This window comes from Streptomyces sp. NPDC002499 (assembly GCF_053595415.1).
Genome location: NZ_JBSFXO010000008.1, coordinates 283115 through 301654, shown reverse-complemented (window position 1 = coordinate 301654; position 18540 = coordinate 283115). Strand labels below are relative to the sequence as shown.

General features: G+C 70.9%; 16 protein-coding genes and 1 riboswitch. Of the genes, 3 read left to right on the top strand and 13 right to left on the bottom strand.

All coding sequences use genetic code 11. The annotated features are described in order from the left end of the window. Position 1 precedes the first annotated feature (1 nt). From ACWD5F_RS24195 to ACWD5F_RS24170, 6 genes are all read right to left on the bottom strand, one after another. Positions 2-436 carry a roadblock/LC7 domain-containing protein gene (locus tag ACWD5F_RS24195; protein ID WP_401712148.1) on the bottom strand — a complete coding sequence of 145 codons (435 nt, stop codon included), beginning with the start codon at positions 434-436 and terminating at the stop codon, positions 2-4. A gap of 68 nt (positions 437-504) precedes the next feature. After that, complete coding sequence (locus ACWD5F_RS24190; RefSeq protein ID WP_451257196.1) at positions 505-2634, bottom strand: ATP-binding protein; 2130 nt, start codon at positions 2632-2634, stop codon at positions 505-507. Positions 2635-3021: 387 nt separating this feature from the next. Beyond that, on the bottom strand, positions 3022-3309 hold the full coding sequence (locus ACWD5F_RS24185; protein WP_401712154.1) for a hypothetical protein: 288 nt from the start codon (positions 3307-3309) through the stop codon (positions 3022-3024). Between the two features lie 60 nt (positions 3310-3369). Further along, a complete protein-coding gene (locus ACWD5F_RS24180) occupies positions 3370-4203 on the bottom strand; it encodes a DUF1206 domain-containing protein (RefSeq protein WP_451257194.1) in 834 nt (277 codons plus the stop codon). A gap of 79 nt (positions 4204-4282) precedes the next feature. Further along, on the bottom strand, positions 4283-5131 hold the full coding sequence (locus tag ACWD5F_RS24175) for a YhjD/YihY/BrkB family envelope integrity protein (RefSeq protein ID WP_451257192.1): 849 nt from the start codon (positions 5129-5131) through the stop codon (positions 4283-4285). 185 nt (positions 5132-5316) lie between these two features. After that, the gene (locus ACWD5F_RS24170; protein ID WP_451257190.1) at positions 5317-6513 is read right to left on the bottom strand and encodes an MBL fold metallo-hydrolase; all 1197 of its coding nucleotides are present in this window, start codon (positions 6511-6513) and stop codon (positions 5317-5319) included. A gap of 266 nt (positions 6514-6779) precedes the next feature. Between ACWD5F_RS24170 and ACWD5F_RS24165 the strand changes: the two genes are divergently transcribed. Beyond that, positions 6780-7958, top strand: coding sequence for a Glu/Leu/Phe/Val dehydrogenase dimerization domain-containing protein (locus ACWD5F_RS24165; RefSeq protein WP_451257188.1), 1179 nt, complete (start codon positions 6780-6782; stop codon positions 7956-7958). A gap of 114 nt (positions 7959-8072) precedes the next feature. Continuing rightward, positions 8073-8693 (top strand): TetR/AcrR family transcriptional regulator, encoded by a 621-nt coding sequence (locus ACWD5F_RS24160; RefSeq protein ID WP_451257186.1) that lies wholly within the window; start codon positions 8073-8075, stop codon positions 8691-8693. A gap of 103 nt (positions 8694-8796) precedes the next feature. Here the strand turns inward: ACWD5F_RS24160 and ACWD5F_RS24155 are convergent, their stop codons facing one another. The 3 genes from ACWD5F_RS24155 to ACWD5F_RS24145 form a co-directional block, all read right to left on the bottom strand. Further along, a complete protein-coding gene (locus ACWD5F_RS24155) occupies positions 8797-9582 on the bottom strand; it encodes an SGNH/GDSL hydrolase family protein (protein WP_451257184.1) in 786 nt (261 codons plus the stop codon). Positions 9583-9848: 266 nt separating this feature from the next. Continuing rightward, entirely contained in the window at positions 9849-10841 is a 993-nt protein-coding gene (locus tag ACWD5F_RS24150) for a M23 family metallopeptidase (protein ID WP_451257182.1), read from the bottom strand. 2 nt (positions 10842-10843) lie between these two features. Next, positions 10844-11015: riboswitch (cyclic di-AMP (ydaO/yuaA leader) on the bottom strand. A gap of 306 nt (positions 11016-11321) precedes the next feature. Then, positions 11322-13400: an alpha-galactosidase gene (locus tag ACWD5F_RS24145; RefSeq protein WP_451257180.1), complete on the bottom strand. Its 2079-nt coding sequence runs from the start codon at positions 13398-13400 to the stop codon at positions 11322-11324. 179 nt (positions 13401-13579) lie between these two features. Between ACWD5F_RS24145 and ACWD5F_RS24140 the strand changes: the two genes are divergently transcribed. Beyond that, positions 13580-14377, top strand: a complete 798-nt coding sequence (locus ACWD5F_RS24140; protein ID WP_451257178.1) for a tyrosine-protein phosphatase — start codon at positions 13580-13582, stop codon at positions 14375-14377. A 30-nt stretch (positions 14378-14407) separates the two neighbouring features. On the opposite strand, the gene ACWD5F_RS24135 is transcribed toward ACWD5F_RS24140, so the two are convergent. The 4 genes from ACWD5F_RS24135 to dxs form a co-directional block, all read right to left on the bottom strand. Next, positions 14408-14533 (bottom strand): DUF6126 family protein, encoded by a 126-nt coding sequence (locus ACWD5F_RS24135; protein ID WP_124002036.1) that lies wholly within the window; start codon positions 14531-14533, stop codon positions 14408-14410. After that, the gene (locus tag ACWD5F_RS24130; protein WP_451257176.1) at positions 14530-15153 is read right to left on the bottom strand and encodes a helix-turn-helix domain-containing protein; all 624 of its coding nucleotides are present in this window, start codon (positions 15151-15153) and stop codon (positions 14530-14532) included. Before ACWD5F_RS24130 ends, ACWD5F_RS24135 begins: the two co-directional genes overlap by 4 nt. Before the next feature lie 86 nt (positions 15154-15239). Further along, positions 15240-16625, bottom strand: coding sequence for an aspartate aminotransferase family protein (locus tag ACWD5F_RS24125; RefSeq protein ID WP_451257174.1), 1386 nt, complete (start codon positions 16623-16625; stop codon positions 15240-15242). Then, positions 16622-18526, bottom strand: a complete 1905-nt coding sequence (gene dxs / locus ACWD5F_RS24120; RefSeq protein WP_451257172.1) for a 1-deoxy-D-xylulose-5-phosphate synthase — start codon at positions 18524-18526, stop codon at positions 16622-16624. The genes ACWD5F_RS24125 and dxs overlap by 4 nt, the downstream gene beginning before the upstream one ends. Positions 18527-18540 lie beyond the last annotated feature (14 nt).

The following is an 18540-nucleotide window of genomic DNA, read 5'->3' as shown; positions in this document are numbered from 1 at the left end:
CTCAAGGCCTCATCGCCGGGGGTTCGACCGCGTGCTGCCTCGGCGCGGTCATCAGGTAGGGGCGCACGCTCTTGACGAGCATCGCCATCTCGTAGCCGAGCACCGCCGCGTCGGCCTCGCGTCCCGCGAGGACGGCGAGACAGGTGCCGGATCCGGCCGTGGTCACGAACAGCAGGGTCGAGTCGAGTTCGACCACGACCTGGCGGACGTCCCCGCCGTCGCCGAACCGGACTCCGGCGCTGCGGCCGAGGGAGTACAGCCCCGAGGCCAGTGCGGCCATGTGGTCGGCGCTGTCCGCGTCGAGGCCGTGAACCGACTTCACGAGCCCGTCGCAGGACAGGAGTACCGCACTGGTCGTGTGCGGTACGCGCTGCACGAGACCGCTCATCAGCCAGTCGAGATCGGATGCATGGCCGGTGGGCGCATCGCTCGCCATGGTGGATCGACTCCTTGGGGTACGAAGGTCTGCGGGAGCGCTGGGTGTGGGGGTGGATCGGGGGGTGGTCATCCGGCCGGCGCGCTCCCGTCGTGCCGGATGGTCGGGTGCTCGGCACCCCGCGCGGACGCGGGGCGCGCCTGGGCTATGTGGGCCGGGTCCATGGGACTCACGTCCAGGGGCGCGAGGTCCACGGGTGCCAGGTCCATGGGCGGCAGCGCCATCGATGACACGTCCATGGGCGGTACGTCCATGGAGAGCGGACCGGACGTGTGCGATGCCTCGCTGAAGGCCGGCTCCATGAAGTCCTCGGACGCCCTGCGCTCCGGCCCCATGTGCTCGACCTCCGACTGCTCGGCCTCCAGGGTCTGTTGGGCCTCCGCCAGGCCGATGCCGCGCTGGAAGGCGGCCATCAGCCCCGGGTCGTGGCCGGCCACGTGCTCGGAGTCCAGGCGTGGCGCGGGGCCGTCGCGCAGCTGGGGCACGATGTGTTCCTGCGCCCGGCGCCTGGGCAGTTGGGGCTTGCCCATGGTGCCGCGGACGGGTCCGGTGCGGGGCGTGGGCGGGGCGGCCACCCGGTCCGCGACGAGCCGTCGGTCGTCGGGCGCGATGCCGGGCACGGCCTCCGCCGGGGTGGGCCGCTCCTCATGGGCGCCGCGCACGGGGAGCGGGGGCGGTCCGCCGCCGTCGGCCGAGTGCCCGTTGGCGGTACGGCCGTCGAGGGCGCCGCCGTGGGAGAGGCCGGTGCCGGACAGGTGCGCGCCGGGCACGCTGCCGTTCGCCGGCGGAGCCGTCGGCCGTGCGCCCTCCCGGTGCCGGGGCCGGCGCGGTGCGGGGGGCAGGGGTTCGGCGTGCCGTCCGGCGGTCGCGGGACCGCCCGCCGTGGGGCCGGACGGCGCCTGCGGGTGGGCGTGTTGCTGAGGCGGTTGCTGCGGCAGGGCCGGTCCGGGCGCGCCCTGGGGCAGTGGTGCGGAGACTCCGGGCGCACCGGGCGCGCCGCCCAACAGGCCTTGCGGCACGACGAGTACGGCCTGCACTCCGCCGTAGATGTTGGTCTGCAACCGGACGTGGATGCCGTGGCGCTTGGCGAGCTGCGAGACCACGAACAGACCGATCCGGCCGTCCGACAGCAGGCTCGCGACGTTGACCTGGTCGGGGTCGGCGAGCAGGGCGTTCATCTTCTTCTGCTCGCCGACGGGCATGCCGAGCCCGCGGTCCTCGACCTCGACGGCGAGTCCGGAGGTCACCAGGTTGGCGCGCAGCAGGACCTGGGTGTGCGGGGCGGAGAACACGGTGGCGTTCTCGACGAGTTCGGCCAGCAGGTGGATGACGTCGGCGACGGCGTGGCCGCGCAGGGTGCCGTCGATGGGTGGCACGAGCTTGACCCGGGAGTACTGCTCGACCTCGGCGATGGCGGAGCGCAGCACCTCGGTCATGGAGACGGGGTGGCTCCACTGGCGGCGGGAGTTGGCGCCGCCGAGCACGGCGAGGTTCTCGGCGTGACGGCGGATCCGGGTGGCGAGGTGGTCGACGTGGAAGAGGCCCTTGAGCAGGTCTGGGTCCTCGATCTCGTTCTCCAGCTCGTCCAGGATCGAGATCTCCCGGTGCACCAGCGACTGCAGGCGCCGGGCGAGGTTGACGAAGACCTCCAGCTTCTGTTCGCTGCCCGCCTGGCTGGAGAGCTGGGCGGCCTGGACGACGGCGCTGACGGCGCCCTCGTGCGCGCGGGACAGGTCGGCGGCGAGCAGTTCGAAGTCGTCGGCGTCGTCGGCGGGACCGCTGCGCGGCCTGCGCTGGGGCAGGGTCTCGCCCCGGCGCAACGCCTCGACCAGGGCGCGCAGTTCGGCCTCGCCGCGGGCGCTGCTGCGGCGCAGGGCGCCGATGCGGTCGTTCACGGCCCTGGCGGCGCGGTCGGCGGCCACGGCGGCGATCAGGATGCCGGCAAGGGCGACCGCGGTGGCTCCGGCGAGGACGCCCCACAGTGTGATTCCGGTCTGGGCGCCGGTGGAGCGGACGGTGAACAGGACGGCCGCGCACGCGCTGAGGGCGACCGCGAGGGGTGGGAGCACGGCGAGCCGCAGCAGCTGCGGCCGTATGTGCGTCTCGGCCGGTGCGGGAGCGGTGTGGGAGACCGGCCGCCCGTGCCGTCCGCCCTCGCGGCGGTCTGCGCGTGCGGCCGGTGCGCGGAGGTGAGACATCGGTGTCCTCGTACTGATCCGTCGGGTGCCAGGGGCGCGGGCTGCGCGGCTCGGGCATGCGCCGTCGCGCAACGGACACCGACAGTAGTCGGGGACGCTTCATGTGCGGTGGGCAGTTGACAAAGTCCCACGGCGAGGGTCCCGCTCTGGTATGAGGCGTCGCACGGTAGACCGATAAACCAGGAGGGTGCGTGCACAAAGGCGGCGAAGGATCGATCAGAGCTGTTCAGAAGCGGTCATGCGGTACCCGGCGAGAATCCGGGGCGACCGCCGTCCCCCTCTCGCCGGGTACCGCTTTCTGTTCACTCATGGACTCCGGGGAGCCGTTTCGGGCTCTCCGGCACCACCGCCGGCCATCCCCCGAACATTACTGAGCGTGTTCGTCGACTAGGCGCGGCGGACCCGCCCGGCCACCGCGTGACCGATGAACAGGTAGACGAGGGCGGGCAGTCCGTAGTTGACCACCGTGCGCCAGTTGTCCGAGTCGATGGAGAAGAGGTCGTGCGACCAGCCCGACAGCCAGTCCGCCGCGTCGTGGATCCAAGAGACCACGTCGTTGGCCTTGTTGGCGTCGAACAGGTAGAAGGCGATCCACAGGATCAGAATCAGTGCCGCGATATCCGCGATGACGGCGATGACCGTCCCCGCGGGGCTTCCGCCGTAGCGTCTGGACATGTACACCGACTGGCCCGGTCAAGGGAGTTGAAACCTCGCCGGCCCGCTGTGGCCGCGGATTCACAGGCGGCGGTACCGGGCCGAGGCGAACGAGAAGACTCCGAACAGGATCAGGCCGATCGCGACGGCGACCAGGAGCCACGGCCCCGCGGGTGTCTGGGCGAAGCTGCGGAGCGTGGCGTCCACGCCCTTGGCCTCGTCCGGGTCGAACTGGATGGCCGCCACCAGGATGAAGATCCCGGCCGCGGCGAACACCGTGCCACGTGCCACGCCGCCGCCCACACCCAGCGCGGTGACGACCTGCTTCGTACGCGGGCTCATGCTGCCGGTGTCCAGGCGGCGCAGGAACTTCCGCATGGCCGCCCTGGCGGCCAGCACCACACCGACCCCGATCAGTACACAGCCCGCGGCACCCACCAGCACCTGGCCGAACGGCAGCTTGAGCGCGGACGAGGTCCAGTCCTTGGACTGCTCGTTGCTGCTGGAGCCCTGCCCGCCACCGGAGGCGTACACGGCCGTTCCCCAGCAGACGAAGGCGTAGAAGACCGCCCGGCCGGCGTCCAGCGCACGCGAAGCGGCCTTGTGGTCGGGCCCCCTGCTGAGCACCGCGCGGGAGGCGCGCCACAGCGCCATGGCGCCGAAGCCGACGACCAGCGCCCAGAGCATCACTTCACCGAAGGGCTTGGTCGCTATCTCGTGCAGCGCGCCCTGCCGGTCCGCCTGGCCACCGCCACTGCCGACGGCGATCCGGATGGACAGCGCCCCGATCAGTACGTAGACGACTCCGCGCGCGGAGAAGCCTGCCCGGCCCGCCGCGGTCAGCGTCTCGTTCTTGGTCGAACGGGCCGCGGACTTCGCGGCCCGGCCGCGCCCTTGCGTGTGCGACGACGTCACGATTGCCCTCCCCATTCCGTGGCCGCACGGTCGCGCCCACCGCCGTCGAGTGCCCTGGCCGGGGAATCTGATGCGCGTGTCAGGGGCGCCGTCGCCACACCCCGGGTCTGAGGGCCTGTGCGACGCGCGGGAGTTCCTCGTGCACCAGACGCCCGGCCAGCGCACCGCCGTAGACGACGACACCCACTCCGACCAGCCAGGACTGGACGACCAGGGCGGTTCCGAAGGGGCCGTAGGTGACGGCACTGGACGCGATGAGCGGGGAGAAGACGAGCCGGGAGAAGACCCGAAGACCGAGCAGCCCGACCGCCGTCAGCGCCGCTCCGGGAAGCACCGCGCTCCAGGCGATCCGCCCGCCCAGCAGCATCCGTTGCGACCAGCCGAAGAACAGGACGGCGCTCAGCGTCGCGGCCAGCGTGCCGGCCGCAGAGTGGCGCCACAGCGTGGTGGTCGCGGAGAGGTAGAGGGTCCCGACGAGCACGGCGAGCCACAGCACCTGGCGCCATCTGGCGTACCAGCGGGCCGAGGGCAGTTCCCAGATCTTCTCGTACCCGGTCTGCACCGCCGCCCCGAAGCTCAGGCCGAAGACGGCGAGGGCGGCGAGGCCGAAGGCGGTCGTGGTCTGCAGCACCTGGCCGGGCCGCGCGAACAGCTCACCGACCTGCTCCCGGGCCTTCCCCGACACCCCGAGCCCGTCCCCCAGCCACTGGGCGAAGCCCCGCCCGTGTTCCGGATCGGCCGCGGAGACGACGACCAGCAGGGGCACCAGCGTGAGGAATCCGAGCGCCGCGAAACCCATCGCCCTGGAGGCCAGTTCGATCTCTTGGCCGCGCTGCCAGCCGCGCTCGACCGGTGAGTCACGGAACACCCGGCGCAGTCGTACCGACGCGGACGAGCTGTCCGCGGCCTCGGGAGACTTCTTCGGCATGGAGGTCGAATATCACACAAACGCGGTGTCATGCGCCCTGCTGCCGACCCCGATTTTTCGCCGAAGAGCCGGCGGCGCCGAGACACCTCCGCCCCGCCCGACCTCCCAACGGCCGTTCTCCTGAAGGCCGTTCCCTCAACGCCCGTTCCGCGTACCCCTGTTCTCCGTACGCCCCTCGGCTCGGATCAGCTCTCCTCGACGAGATCGAGCGCTTCGGCCTCGGCTCCGTGGGCGACCTTCGGGGCGAGCTCCGGCACCGGCCACTCCCGCGTGAGCGGCAGCGACACATCGCGCCACCACGGCCGCCCGGGAAGCTCTCCCCCGGGCTCGAACGGCTGCCCCGGGACGGGCACGGCGACCGGCTGCCCGACCGCCTCACCGGCCGCCAGCGTCCACTCGCCGGGCTCGGCCCACGCGTGCGTGGCCAGGTTGAACGTGCCCCAGTGGATCGGCATCATCGCGCCGTGCGGACGGCCGCCCTGGAGGTCGAGGTGGGCGCGCATGCCCTCCTCGGGCGTCATGTGGATGTCCGGCCAGAAGTCGGAGTACGCCCCGATCTGGATCATCGTGGCGTCGAACGGGCCGTGCTGGGCGCCGATCTCCTTGAAGCCGTCGAAGTAGCCGGTGTCGCCGCTGTGGTAGATCCGGTGCTCGTCCCCGGCGACGGACCAGGAGGCCCAGAGGGTGTGCTGGGTGTTGCGCAGGCCCCGGCCGCAGAAGTGCCGGGCCGGTGTGGCGGTCAGGGTGAGGCCGCCGATCTTCGTCGACTCGTGCCAGTCCAGCTCGCGCAGCCGGTCGGCGGAGACGCCCCAGTGCTCGAGATGGGAGCCGACACCGAGCGGGACGGCGAACACGGTGTCCGTGCCGGCCAGCGCCTTGATGCTGGGCAGGTCGAGATGGTCGTAGTGGTCGTGCGAGATGACGACGACGTCGACCGGGCCGAGCGCGGCCAGCGGCAGCGGCGCGGGGTGCAGCCGCTTGGGTCCGGCGAAGGAGAACGGGGAGCAGCGCTCGCCCCACACCGGGTCGAAGAGCACCCGGTGTCCGTCGATCTCCGCGAGCACGCTGGAGTGCCCCATCCAGGTCAGCCGCAGACGGGTGGCGGGCGGCTTGGCGATGTCGGCGAGCGTGGTCGCGTGCACCGGGATCGTGCCCGTGGGGGCGCGGCGGGGGCGCTGCTCCTTGTCGAAGAAGACCTTCGCGAAGTCGACCATCGAGCCCGAGGGGCGGGTCCGGGCGGTGCCGCCGGGGTTCTGGAAGACCCCGTCCTTGAAGTGGGGCGATCTGCGGATGCGCGCGAGGCGCTCACCACTCGGGTCCGCGCCGAAGGCCGCGGGCTGCAGCGCGCGGAGCCCGGAGCTCAGGGAACGGAAACCGGACACGGTACCTCCTGGTGGAGACGGTGAGACATTCCATTATGGTCGGCCTCTCCGACAACACCGGACCGACGGCTTCGCATCCCGAAGTTTCCAAAGAAAACCCAAAGGTACGGCGGAGCGTAACCACGTCATGACGTCTCGTATGCGGACATTTACGCAGGCCGACGCGCCACCGACGATCGGCCCCGTGCGTTGACATGCACCGCTCCGGCTCCAGATACTGACCGGCGATTCAGTAGACGCTCGTCCGTGAGCACCGAGGAGACCGCATGACCGCCCCCCTGATGACGCTCACCTGGACCGACCACCTCACCGGCCGCCAGGGCTTCCTGGTCGTCGACCGGCTGGTTCGGGGCGTCTGCAGCGGCGGGCTGCGCATGCGCGCGGGCTGCACGCTCGACGAGGTCACCGGGCTCGCCCGCGGGATGACCATGAAGGAAGCCCTGCACTACGACCCCGAGGGCCGCTACATCCCCCTGGGCGGCGCCAAGGGCGGCATCGACTGCGATCCCCAGGACCCGGGGGCGTACGACCTGCTGGTGCGCTATCTGCGCGCCATGAAGCCGTACATCGAGAACTTCTGGACCACCGGCGAGGACCTCGGTCTCACGCAGGACCTGGTGGACCGGGCGGCGACCGAGGCGGGGCTCGTCTCGTCGATCCAGGCCGTGTACCCGCTGCTGGACGACGAGACGGCGGCCCGGCGGCGGCTCGCGGACGCGTTCGCCGTCGAGGTGGACGGCATCGGGCTCGACGAACTGGCCGGCGGCTGCGGGGTCGCCGAGTCGGCGCTGGCGGCCCTGGACCGGGCGGGCGTGCCGTACGCGGGCGCGCGGGTCGCCGTGCAGGGCCTGGGCACCATGGGCGGCGCCACGGCGCGCTTCCTCGCCCGCGCGGGGCTCGCCGTCGTCGCCGTCGCCGACATCAAGGGCACGATCGCCAACCCGGCGGGCCTCGACGTCGAGGCACTGCTGGCCGCGCGGGACGCGTACGGCACCGTGGACCGCTCCGTGTTGCGCCCGGCCGACCGCGAACTGCCCGGCGACGCCTGGCTGTCCGCCGAGGCGGAGGTGCTGGTGCCGGCGGCCGTCTCGTACGCGATCGACACGGCGAACCAGGGGCGGATCACCGCCCGTTGGATCGTCGAGGCCGCCAACATGCCCGTCCTGCCGGCGGCGGAGCAGTTGCTGGCCGCGCGCGGGGTGACCGTGCTGCCCGACGTGGTCGTCAACTCCGGGACGAACGCCTGGTGGTGGTGGACCCTGTTCGGCGACATCGGTCCGGACGCGGACGAGGCGTTCGCGCACATGCGCCGCTCCATGCGCGCCCTGATCGACCTGACGCTGGCCCGCGCGGAGGACGACGGCACGACCCCGCGGGCCGCCGCCCACGCCATCGTCGCGGACCGGCTGCCGGTGATCGCCGAGCGGTTCGGCTGGTACCGCTGACCGACTCGCCGCCCGTAGGCGGTGAATGCCGAACCGGTGCGGCGATGTTGCCCGTTGGGGCCGGGTCCGACACCGCGGAGACAACGTCCTGTGCGAACGGAATAGGGTGACCGGGTGGCGAGAGTGCGGTTGAGCGTGGCCGAGCGGCGCGAGGAGTTGCTGCGGGCCGCCATCGAGCAGATCGAGGTACGGGGCGTGGCGGCGGTCAGGATCGCCGACGTGGCCGCGGTGCTCGGCGTGAGCAACGCGCTGGTGCTCTATCACTTCTCCACGAAGGAGAAGCTGGTCGCCGCCGCGTTCACGTACGCCGCCGAGGACGATCTCGCCCATCTGCGCAAGCTGCTCGGCCGCCGGACGACGGCGCTGCGTCGACTGCGTTCGGCGGTGCGCTGGTACGCGCCGACCGGCCCGGCCAAGGGCTGGCGGCTGTGGATCGAGGGCTGGGCGGCGGCCCTGCGCGAGCCCACGCTGCGGGAGGTCACCCGGGACCTGGACCGGCAGTGGAAGGCCGCGCTCGCCGAGGTCATCGCGGAGGGCGTCGCCGCCGGCGAGTTCCGGTGCCCCGACCCGCACGGCACGGCCCTGCGCCTGACGGCCCTGCTCGACGGGCTCGCCGTCCAGCTGACGTCGTATCCCGGCGCGGTGCCGCGGGCGCGGGCGCAGGAGTGGGTGGACGAGGCGGTGGCCCGTGAACTGGGTCTCGCGCAGGAGGCGTTGACCGCTTCGGAGCGATGAAAGCCACCCGGTCACCCCCATGCTTCGGGGTCGGCCATCTCCATACTCCAGCGGTGTGGGCCGCGCCGTTTCAGGTCGGCACGGCCCGCACCGCTGGCATCCTTCAGGCCACCCGGGCGATCCGCGACTTGATGTCGTCCGGGGACAGCGCGCCCTTCGCCGTCACGTGGTCGCCCGAGGACTCGCCGCGCAGCCGCCGCCCGATCCACGGCACCAGGTACTCGCGCGCCCAGTGCACGTCGTCCCGCCGGACCTCCAGCGTGCCGCGGGGCGGCAGCGGGGGCCAGGCCTGGTCCGGGTCGGCCGGCACCTCGAGACCGAGCACCTGGCCCGCGCGCAGCGCCACGCGCGTGTGCCCCTCGGGCGAGAGGTGCAGCCGGTCGTCGTCCCAGGCCCGGCGGTCCTGGACGGTCTTCAGGGACCACAGGTCGAGCACGGGACAGCCGTACCGGTCGGCGACCGCGCGCACATGGCCGTTGTAGGTGGCGATCTTGCCGCGCAGATGCTTGAGCACGGGGACGCCTCGGGTGTCGAAGCCGGTCGTCACCAGGACGGTGCCGGCCGACTCGGTGAGCCGGGCGATCGCCAGCTCGAAACGCTCGGCGACCTCGTCGGGGTCGGTGCCGGGCCGGATGATGTCGTTGCCGCCCGCGCTGAAGGAGATCAGGTCCGGGGCGAGTCGGAGAGCCTGCGGAAGCTGGTCCGCCACGATCTGGTCGAGCAGCTTTCCGCGTACGGCGAGGTTGTTGTACGTGAAGTGGCCCTCGGGCTCCCGGTCCGCGAGCAGTACCGCGAACCGGTCGGCCCAACCGACCATCGCCCCGTCGGGGCCGGGGTCGCCGACGCCTTCGGTGAAGCTGTCCCCCACCGCAACGTACGACCCGATCACTGATCTGCTGTCATTCTTCGAATCGTCTGCCACAAGCGAACATGATTCACCTTCGAATGTGACCTACGCGACCGTAGGAAAGGGTTGACGTGCGGTGAGATAAGCCACTCCTAAAGTGTTCACCAAACCAGGAATAGCTTTCCGGCCACGGCTGTTGACGGCTGGAACGCCCTGCCGAAGGCGGCACCACGTCACACCGAAGGCCGGACCCGGGGATCGGGATCCGGCCTTCGGCAGCGTGTCAGGCAGGTGGTGCGGGAGGTGCGTCAGCCGACGGCGACGCCCTTCGTACGGAGGTACGCGACCGGGTCGACGTCGGAGCCGTAGTCGGGGGTCGTACGGATCTCGAAGTGCAGGTGCGGTCCGGTCACGTTGCCGGTCGCGCCGGAGAGGCCTATCTGCTGGCCCTCGGTCACGGTCTGGCCGGCCGAGACGGAGAGCTGCGAGAGGTGGGCGTACTGGGCGTAGTAGCCGTCGTTCAGCTTGATGACGACCTGGTTGCCGTACGCGCCGCCCCAGCCCGCGGAGACGACCGTGCCTGCGGCCACGGCCTTGAGCGAGGTGCCGGTCGGGACGACGAAGTCGACGCCGGTGTGGTAGCCGCTGGACCACATGCTGCCGGCCACCCGGTAGCCGGTGCCGATCGTGGCGCCGGTGACCGGAAGGGTGTAGCCGCTGGAGCTGGTGGCGGAGTCGGCGGACTGCGTGCTCGTCGAGTTCGAGGAGGCCTGGCTGTCCGAGGAGGAACTCTTCGAGGAGGAGTCCTTCGAGGACGAGGAGCCGGAATTCTTCGAGGAAGACGAGGAAGAGGGCGCGGACTCGGTGGTGCCGGTCGCGGCCTTCTTGCCGAGCGTGAGCTTCAGGCCGGGGTGGATGAGCGACGGGTCGTCGCCGACGGCCGCACGGTTGTCCGAGTAGAGCTTCTGCCAGCCGCCGGTGACGTTCTCCTCGTCGGCGATCTTCGCGAGCCAGTCGCCGGACCGCACCGAATAGGTGCGCACACCTTGGGTGTTGGCTGTGCTCTTCTTGGCCGACTTCTGTGCCGTCGACTTCTGCTGGACCGACGTCTTCTCGACATCCGGAAGCGACTGGACGGCCTTTTCCGAAACCGCCTGGGAAGCCGATTCGGAGGTGGCCGCGTGGGCGCCGGTGGCCCCCATGAGCGGGAGGGCGAGCGCGGCGCCCCCGGTGCCGGCGACGGCGATGGTGCGGGTCAGGCGCTGGGACTTGGGGCGGCGGTGCTTACCCTTCGCGGGCATGACGAATTCCTCTCCGGCGCCTGCGAGGTGAGCTGTCGGGTGCGAGCTGGAGATGCCCGGCCGTGCTTTTCGGCACGGCTTTACCCCAAGCCTGTTCCGGAGACCGGAACAGGCGGTTGTACCTGTGGGTCCCCCGCTCCTGCCGTTCACGGGTGAGTTGTGCGGACTCCGGTCGGCGGCAGGATTTGGCGTCCGTCCGGATTGGTGGCGAACGTAAGCGACCAGGACGCGAAGGAACAAGTAGAGGTTCCCTGTGAATACGTTTCTCTTGATCCCTTGCGAGAATTCACGGTCACCCTGCGTGAATTAAGGACCCGCCACCAGGCACAAACACCCTTGAAAAGCACGTGCATTACGTGGACATGCAGAACCACGCACGGTCACGGATATGACGCTCCTCACGTGACGCCACCCCAGTCCGCCTTATTCCAGAGCGAGTTGGAACGAAGGCGAACCAAGGCGCCAATTCGGACAGAAGAGTCAGATGCGACGGAGCCGAAGAACCGTCGCATCGAAGTCGCCGCGCAGTCCGGTCCGAAGTCCGTGATGCAGCAGTACGGCACCCCTGTGAACTTCGCCCGTTTCGAGGCATTCGTACGACGCTGTCGGGTCCAGCCCGCGCAGCCGCAGCGCCGGCACGGGCTCGCCGTAGCTCTGCGCCTGGAGCCAGGCGAGGACCACGGCCTCGTCCCCGAGCACGTACTGGACGGCACTGAGCCCGCCCTGCGGGGCCCGCAGCCGGTAGAGGTCACCCTGCTGCACGAGGTGCCGGATCTCCTTGTACAGGGCGACCCAGTCGCCCGCCTCGGCCAGTTCCTCCTCGGTCCACTTGGTGAGGTCGCCGCCGACGCCCAGCACGCCCGCCATGGAGCTCACGAACCGGAAGCGCAGCGAGCTGACGCGGTCGTTGAGCTGGGTGTTGGGGCTGTCGGTGACCCAGGCGGCCATCACGCGCGCGGGGTGGATCTGGGTGAAGCCGTGCTGGATGGCGAGCCGGTCGAGCGGGTCGGTGTTGTCGGAGGTCCACACCTCGTCCGTGCGGCTGATGATCCCGAGGTCGATCCGGCCGCCGCCGCCCGAGCAGGACTCGAAGGAGACTCCGGGATGCGCCGCCCGCAGCCGGTCCAACAGGGCGTACAGCGCGTGCACATGGTCGATCCACAGCCGCTGCGGGTACGCGTCGCCGGGCCAGCCGGCGTCGGTGAAGCAGCGGTTGAAGTCCCACTTCACGTAGTCGATCGGGGCGCTGGAGAGGATGGCGTCGAGCTTCTCCCAGAGGTACTCCTGGACGTCCGGCCGGGCCAGGTTGAGTACGAGCTGATTGCGGAACTCCGTCCGCTTTCGTCCCGGTTGGAACTGCACCCAGTCGGGGTGCGCGCGGTACAGGTCGCTGTCCGCGTTGACCATCTCGGGCTCGACCCAGATGCCGAACTGCATGCCGAGCGCGTGCACCTCGTCGGCGAGCGGCTTCAGGCCCCCGGGGAAGCGGTCGGGGTTGGGCGTCCAGTCGCCGAGTCCGGCCCGGTCGTTGACGCGCTTGCCGAACCAGCCGTCGTCGACCACGAACAGCTCGACACCGATCGCCGCGGCCTGCCGGGCGAGGGCGCCCTGCTGCTCCTCGGAGATGTCGAACTCGGTGGCCTCCCAGGAGTTGAACAGCACGGGCCGGTCCCGGTCCGCGTCCGGGATGACGTACGTCCGCTGGTAGGCGTGCCAGGCACGGCTCGCGCCGCCGAAGCCGCCCTCGCTCCACAGACCGGCGAAGACGGGGGTGGTGAAGGACTCCCCCGCCGCAAGGCGCAGCAGCCCGGACTCGTCGTACCCGACGCCACCGTTGATCTGCACGCGCGCGTCGGGGAGTTGCGCCACCGCGATCCGCCAGGAGCCCGACCACCCGAGCGCGCAGCCGTACACCTCGCCGCGCTCCTCGGTCGCGTCGGTGTCCAGGGCGACCCAGGGCAGGTGCTGGTGGCTGGTGTGGCCGCGGCGGCTGCCGATGACCTTCTCGCCGTAGGTGAGCGGTGCCGAGGTCAGCTGCGACTCCGCCGCCCACCGGCCGTGCAGGTGCGACAGCCGCCAGCCCTCGCGGTCGGGCAGCGTCCAGGTCGCCGAGTCTGCACGCAGAAGCTCCACGACCGGCCCCTCGTTGTCGAGGGTCACCCAGCGCTCCACGACGTCGTGCCGCATCCGGTAGTGCAGGGTGATGGCGAGCCCGTCGTCCCGGAAGCGCAGCCGCAGTTCGCCGTCCTCGCCCTCTTCGGACTCGTACGCCTCGAACCGCCACTCCGTGCCGCGCCGCTCCTCGGTGCGCACGGACAGGGCGGGCCGGACGAAGCGCGGGCCGCCCTCGACGGGGTACTCCTCGCGCCCGTCGAGCTGCGACTCGAAGCCCCGGTACTCGGGCTGCGGAAGCGCGGCCAGCGCCTCGGCGTCGGCGAGCTCGATCCGGGGGCCCCAGTGCAGATGCAGCAGGACGTCGTCCTCGGTGAGATGGACGGCGTAACTGCTCAGCGGCCCCGAAAGGAGCCACGTACGACCGTTGTCGGCGATCTCCAGCATCAAGCTCCCACACTTCCCAACAGACGCGACCAAGGACCAACATCATCAATGGTCGTGCCGCCCGAGGCAACGCCTGTGGACAACTCATTGCCCCCGGAACCCGTGTCGTATCGTCGAAGACGCACCCCGTCGGCCATCATGCCGAGCCGCGCCGGCCGGGTGGACTGGGAGGAGCCCCCGTGACGCAGCAGATCCCGTCGACCGAGCCCGAGCTGACCGGAGTCCGCAATTTCCGCGATGTGGGCGGGCTGCCGACGGTGGACGGACGGCGGGTGCGGCAGGGAGTGCTGTTCCGCAGCGGGCACTTGGCGCACGCGACCGCGGAGGACGCGGTGTTCCTCTCGTCCCTGGGGCTGCACACGATCTTCGACTTCCGCAACGCGGCCGACCAGAAGCTGGAGGGCCCGGACGTCGAGCTGCCGGGTGTGCTGAACGTGAACCTCCCGCTCACCGACCCGGCCCACGGCGCCGACTTCTGGACGATGGTCCGGGACGGCGAGATCGAGCAGCTGCGCGAGATCCTCGGCGACGGCAAGGCCGCGAACCGGATGATCAGCTCCTACCGCACGATCATCAAGGGCCGCACCGCCGAGCACGCACGCGTACTGCACGCGCTCGCCGAGGACAGCGCGCCCGCGCTGATGCACTGCGCGGCGGGCAAGGACCGCGCGGGTCTCTCCATAGCCGTGACGCTGCTCGCCCTGGGCGTCGAGCGCGAGGCGATCATCGCCGACTACCTGGAGTCGAACGCGAAGCACCGCCGCTACAAGGTGCGCCGCAGCAGCGGTGCCGAGTCCGCGTACTCCCCCGAGGTCATGGAGCTGCTCAGCCCCCTCTTCGAGGCACGCGCCGAGTATCTGACGGCGGCCTTCGACACCATCGAGGAGACGTGGGGCGACGTCGACACCTACCTGGAGCAGGGTCTGGGCGTCACCCCGGAGATCCGGGAGCGGCTGCGCGAGCGCCTGCTCGACTGACCACGGCGGCCAACCGGCCGACGGCCGGCACTACTTGGCGCCCGCGCCGACCTCGAACAGCAGGAACAGGAACGCCGCGAACACGTGCCCGGCGGCGATGTAGATGAGGAGCCGCACCCACAACGCGCGCGGGATCTTGTCTTCCATGTCTCTCATGGCGTCTCTCCGGTGATGGGGCCCAGGCACAGCGTGGCCGTGGGGCTCTGCAGCAGGGTGTGGACGAACAGCAGCTCGACCCCGTCGGGGTCCTGGGCCGCGATCCGGTGCGGGGTGAGGGAGTCGAAGTGCGCGCTGTCGCCGGGGGCGAGGCGGTGCGCGGTGTCCCCGAGGCGCAGCCGCAGCCGGCCCTTGAGGACATAGAGCCACTCCTCGCCGGGATGCACGCGCACGATGTCGCCCTGCGAGCCGTGCGGCACATGGACGCGCAGGGCCTGCATACCGCGGCCGGGCGCCCCGGCCGGCCAGTAGGTCCAGCCGCCGGCCGCGGTCGGTTCCATGTCGGCGGCGCGCACGACGGAGTCCCGGTCGGCGACCGTCTCGCCGAGCAGCTCCGAGACCGTCGTACCGTAGATACGGGCGAGGGCGAGCAGCATCGGCAGCGAAGGCTGGCGTTGCCCGGTCTCCAGTCGGGAGAGGTGGGCCGGCGACAGCCCGGCGGTGCGGGCCGCCGCCTCCAGCGTGAGGGAGGCACGGCGGCGCAGGGCGCGCAGCTGTGGAGCGACGACGGGCAGGATCTCCTCCGGCCCGTCCGCCGGCTCCGTCTCGGGAGAGCTCATGCTCTCCATTCAGCCGCAGGCTTGTCTCTGGGGCAAATTTCTTGCCTCAGAGACAAAACCCGCAGCCCCGCCGCGTGCGACGCCCGCTAGCGGTTGGCGACCGCCTGCTTCACCAGCGTCTTGCTGAAGTCCCACATCAGCCCGCCACCGCTGTGCGCGTCGTCCATCACGGCCGTGAACGCGTCCACGAACCGGTCCACCTCCCGCTCACCGACGACCAGTGGCGGGATCAGCTTGATCACCTCCAGGTGGTCGCCGGAGACCTGGGTGAGGATCCGGTGCCGTTGCAGGAGCGGTACGACGACCATCTGCGCGAACAGACCCTTGCGCGCGGCCTGCAACATCGTCCAACGGCCGCGCAGCTTCAGCGACTTGGGCCGGCCGAACTCGATGCCGATCATCAGGCCCCGGCCGCGCACGTCGGCGAGCAGCTCGTACTTGTCGATCAGCGCCGCGAGCCGCGTCCTCAACAGGTCCCCGGTCACCCGGGCGTTGGCGACGATCTGCTCGTTCTCCATGACGGACAGCACGGCGAGGCCCGCCGCCATGGCCTGCGCGTTGGACCCGAAGCTCGCCGAGTGGACGAGCACGCGGTCCATCGACGAGTAGACCTTCTTGAAGATCCAGTCCTTGCCGAGGGTGGCCCCGACGGGCACATAGCCGCCCGAGAGGGCCTTGGCCACGCACACCAGGTCCGGCTCGACGCCCTCCTCGTGCTGGTAGGCGTAGAAGTCGCCGGTGCGGCCGAGGCCGGTCTGCACCTCGTCGGCGATGAGCAGCGCCTTGTGCTGACGCAACAGCTCCTGGGCGGCCCGCAGATAGCCGGGCGGGGCCTCGTGCACGCCCTTGCCCTGGATCGGCTCGACGACCAGCGCGGCGACGTCGCCCTTCTTCAACTCCCGCGCCAGGGCGTCGAGATCACCGAGCGGCACCGCCGTGTCGGGCAGCAGCGGGGCGAAGCCGTCCCGGAAGCCGTCCTCGCCGTTGACGGACAGGGAGCCGGTGGTCAGGCCGTGGAAGGCGTGGTCGCAGTACAGGACCCTGGGCTTCCCGGTGGCGTACCGGGCGAACTTCAGCGCGGTCTCGACGGCCTCCGTGCCGCTGTTGCCGAAGAACACGCGGTCCAGGTGCGGGCTGTAGGACAGCAGCTTCTCGGCCAGCAGCCCGGGCAGCGGCTGGCAGTCGAAGCGGGTGAGGTCGGCGAGGTCGGCGTCGAGGACGTCGTGCAGCGCCTTGCGGACGACGGGGTGATGGCGTCCCAGGCCCATCACCCCGAACCCGGCCAGCATGTCCAGGTAGTCGTTGCCGTCCGCGTCCCAGAAGTAGGCGCCCTCGCCGCGCTCGTAGACCTTGTCGAAGCCGATCGTGTGCAGCATGCGCGGCAGTTGGTGGTTCAGGTACTTGCCGTGCAGCTCGTAGCGCTCGGCTCCGCGCTCGGCCAGCAGCGCGGCGAGGTCGAACTCCTTGGTCATTCAGCTTTCTCCTTGACTGGGCCGTCCAGCTGCTCCTTGGCGGCCAGGCTCGCGCCGATCCGTCCCGCCACCTCGACCGGCGTGAGGCCGATGTCGGCCAGCACCTCACCGCGCTTGGCGTGCGCGAGGAACTGCTCCGGGATGCCGAACCGCCGTACGGGTACGTCGACTTCGGCGTCGCCCAGCGCCAGCGCCACCGCCGCGCCGACGCCGGAGGCCCGGCTGTTGTCCTCGACGACGGCCACCAGTCGGTGTTCGGCGGCGAGGCCGGGGAGCGCCGGGTCGACGGGTTTGACCCAACGGGGGTCCACGACCGTGCAGTTGATGCCACGGGCCGACAGCAGTTCGGCCGCCTGGAGGCAGACGGGCGCCATCACGCCGACGGCCACCAGCAGCACGTCCGGCCGCTCGCCCCGGTGCAGGACGTCGATGCCGCCGATCCGGTCCACCGCCGGGATCTGCGGTCCCACCGACTCCTTGGGGAAGCGGATCAGTGTCGGCGCGTCGTCCACGGCGACGGCCTCGCGCAGTTGGGCGCGGAGTTGGTCGGCGTCGCGCGGGGCGGCGATTCTGAGGCCGGGCACGACCTGGAGGATCGACATGTCCCACATGCCGTTGTGCGAGGCGCCGTCGACGCCCGTGACGCCGGCCCGGTCCAGGACGAAGGTGACCCCGCAGCGGTGCAGGGCCACGTCCATCAGGAGCTGGTCGAAGGCACGGTTGAGGAAGGTGGCGTAGACGGCGACGACCGGATTGAGCCCGCCCGTCGCCAGGCCGGCCGCGGACACCGCCGCGTGCTGCTCCGCGATGCCGACGTCCCACACCCGGTCCGGGAAGCGCGCGGCGAACTTGCCGAGCCCCACCGGGTGCAGCATGGCCGCGGTGATCGCCACGACGTCGTCCCGCTCCTCGCCGATCGCGAGGATCTCGTCGCCGAACACCGAGGTCCAGGAAGGCCCGTTGGAGGGCGTGAGCGGCTCGCAGGTGAGCGGGTCCATCACGCCGACGGTGTGGAAGTGGTCCTCCTCGTGGGCGAGGGCGGGTTCGTAGCCACGCCCCTTCTCCGTGAGGCAGTGCACGAGCACCGGCCCGTGGAACCGTTTCGCCCGGCGCAGCGCCGACTCGACGGCCCCGAGGTCGTGCCCATCGATCGGACCGACGTACTTCAGGCCCAGGTCCTCGAACATCCCCTGCGGCGCGAACGCGTCCTTGAAGCCCTTCTTCGCGCCGTGCAGCGACTCGTAGAGGGTATTGCCGACGACAGGGGTGCGCAGGAGGACGTCCTTGCCCCAGGCGAGCACCTTCTCGTAGCTGTCGGTGGTGCGCAGGGTGGCCAGGTGGTTGGCGAGGCCGCCGATGGTGGGCGCGTAGGAGCGCTCGTTGTCGTTGACGACGATGATCAGTGGCCGGTCCTTGGCGGCCGCGATGTTGTTCAGCGCCTCCCACGCCATCCCGCCGGTGAGCGCGCCGTCGCCGATCACCGCGACGACGTGGCCCTTCTCGCCCTGCACCTGACGGGCCTTGGCGAGCCCGTCGGCCCAGCCGAGCGCGGTGGACGCGTGGCTGTTCTCGACGATGTCGTGCTCGGACTCCTCGCGCGAGGGGTAGCCGGACAGGCCCCCCTTGCCGCGCAGCTTCGAGAAGTCCTGACGGCCTGTCAGCAGCTTGTGCACATAGCTCTGGTGACCGGTGTCCCACACGATGCGGTCCACCGGCGACTCGAAGACCCGGTGGAGGGCGATGGAGAGTTCCACCACCCCCAGATTGGGCCCGAGGTGACCTCCGGTCCTGGCCACCGCGTGCACCAGGAACTCCCTGATCTCTTCGGACAGTTCACCGAGTTCCGCCTCGGACAGCGCCTTAAGGTCGCGTGGTCCCCGGATGCTCTCCAGAATCGTCACGCTCGGGCCCCCTT

Excerpts from the sequence above, each read along its gene's own strand:
- ACWD5F_RS24150 (WP_451257182.1), bottom strand. The coding sequence starts at position 10,841 with ATGCCCGCGAAGGGTAAGCACCGCCGCCCCAAGTCCCAGCGCCTGACC.
- ACWD5F_RS24165 (WP_451257188.1), top strand. The coding sequence starts at position 6,780 with ATGACCGCCCCCCTGATGACGCTCACCTGGACCGACCACCTCACCGGC.
- ACWD5F_RS24190 (WP_451257196.1), bottom strand. The coding sequence starts at position 2,634 with ATGTCTCACCTCCGCGCACCGGCCGCACGCGCAGACCGCCGCGAGGGC.
- ACWD5F_RS24125 (WP_451257174.1), bottom strand. The coding sequence starts at position 16,625 with ATGACCAAGGAGTTCGACCTCGCCGCGCTGCTGGCCGAGCGCGGAGCC.
- ACWD5F_RS24135 (WP_124002036.1), bottom strand. The coding sequence starts at position 14,533 with ATGAGAGACATGGAAGACAAGATCCCGCGCGCGTTGTGGGTGCGGCTC.
- ACWD5F_RS24195 (WP_401712148.1), bottom strand. The coding sequence starts at position 436 with ATGGCGAGCGATGCGCCCACCGGCCATGCATCCGATCTCGACTGGCTG.
- ACWD5F_RS24185 (WP_401712154.1), bottom strand. The coding sequence starts at position 3,309 with ATGTCCAGACGCTACGGCGGAAGCCCCGCGGGGACGGTCATCGCCGTC.
- ACWD5F_RS24130 (WP_451257176.1), bottom strand. The coding sequence starts at position 15,153 with ATGAGCTCTCCCGAGACGGAGCCGGCGGACGGGCCGGAGGAGATCCTG.
- ACWD5F_RS24145 (WP_451257180.1), bottom strand. The coding sequence starts at position 13,400 with ATGCTGGAGATCGCCGACAACGGTCGTACGTGGCTCCTTTCGGGGCCG.
- ACWD5F_RS24175 (WP_451257192.1), bottom strand. The coding sequence starts at position 5,131 with ATGCCGAAGAAGTCTCCCGAGGCCGCGGACAGCTCGTCCGCGTCGGTA.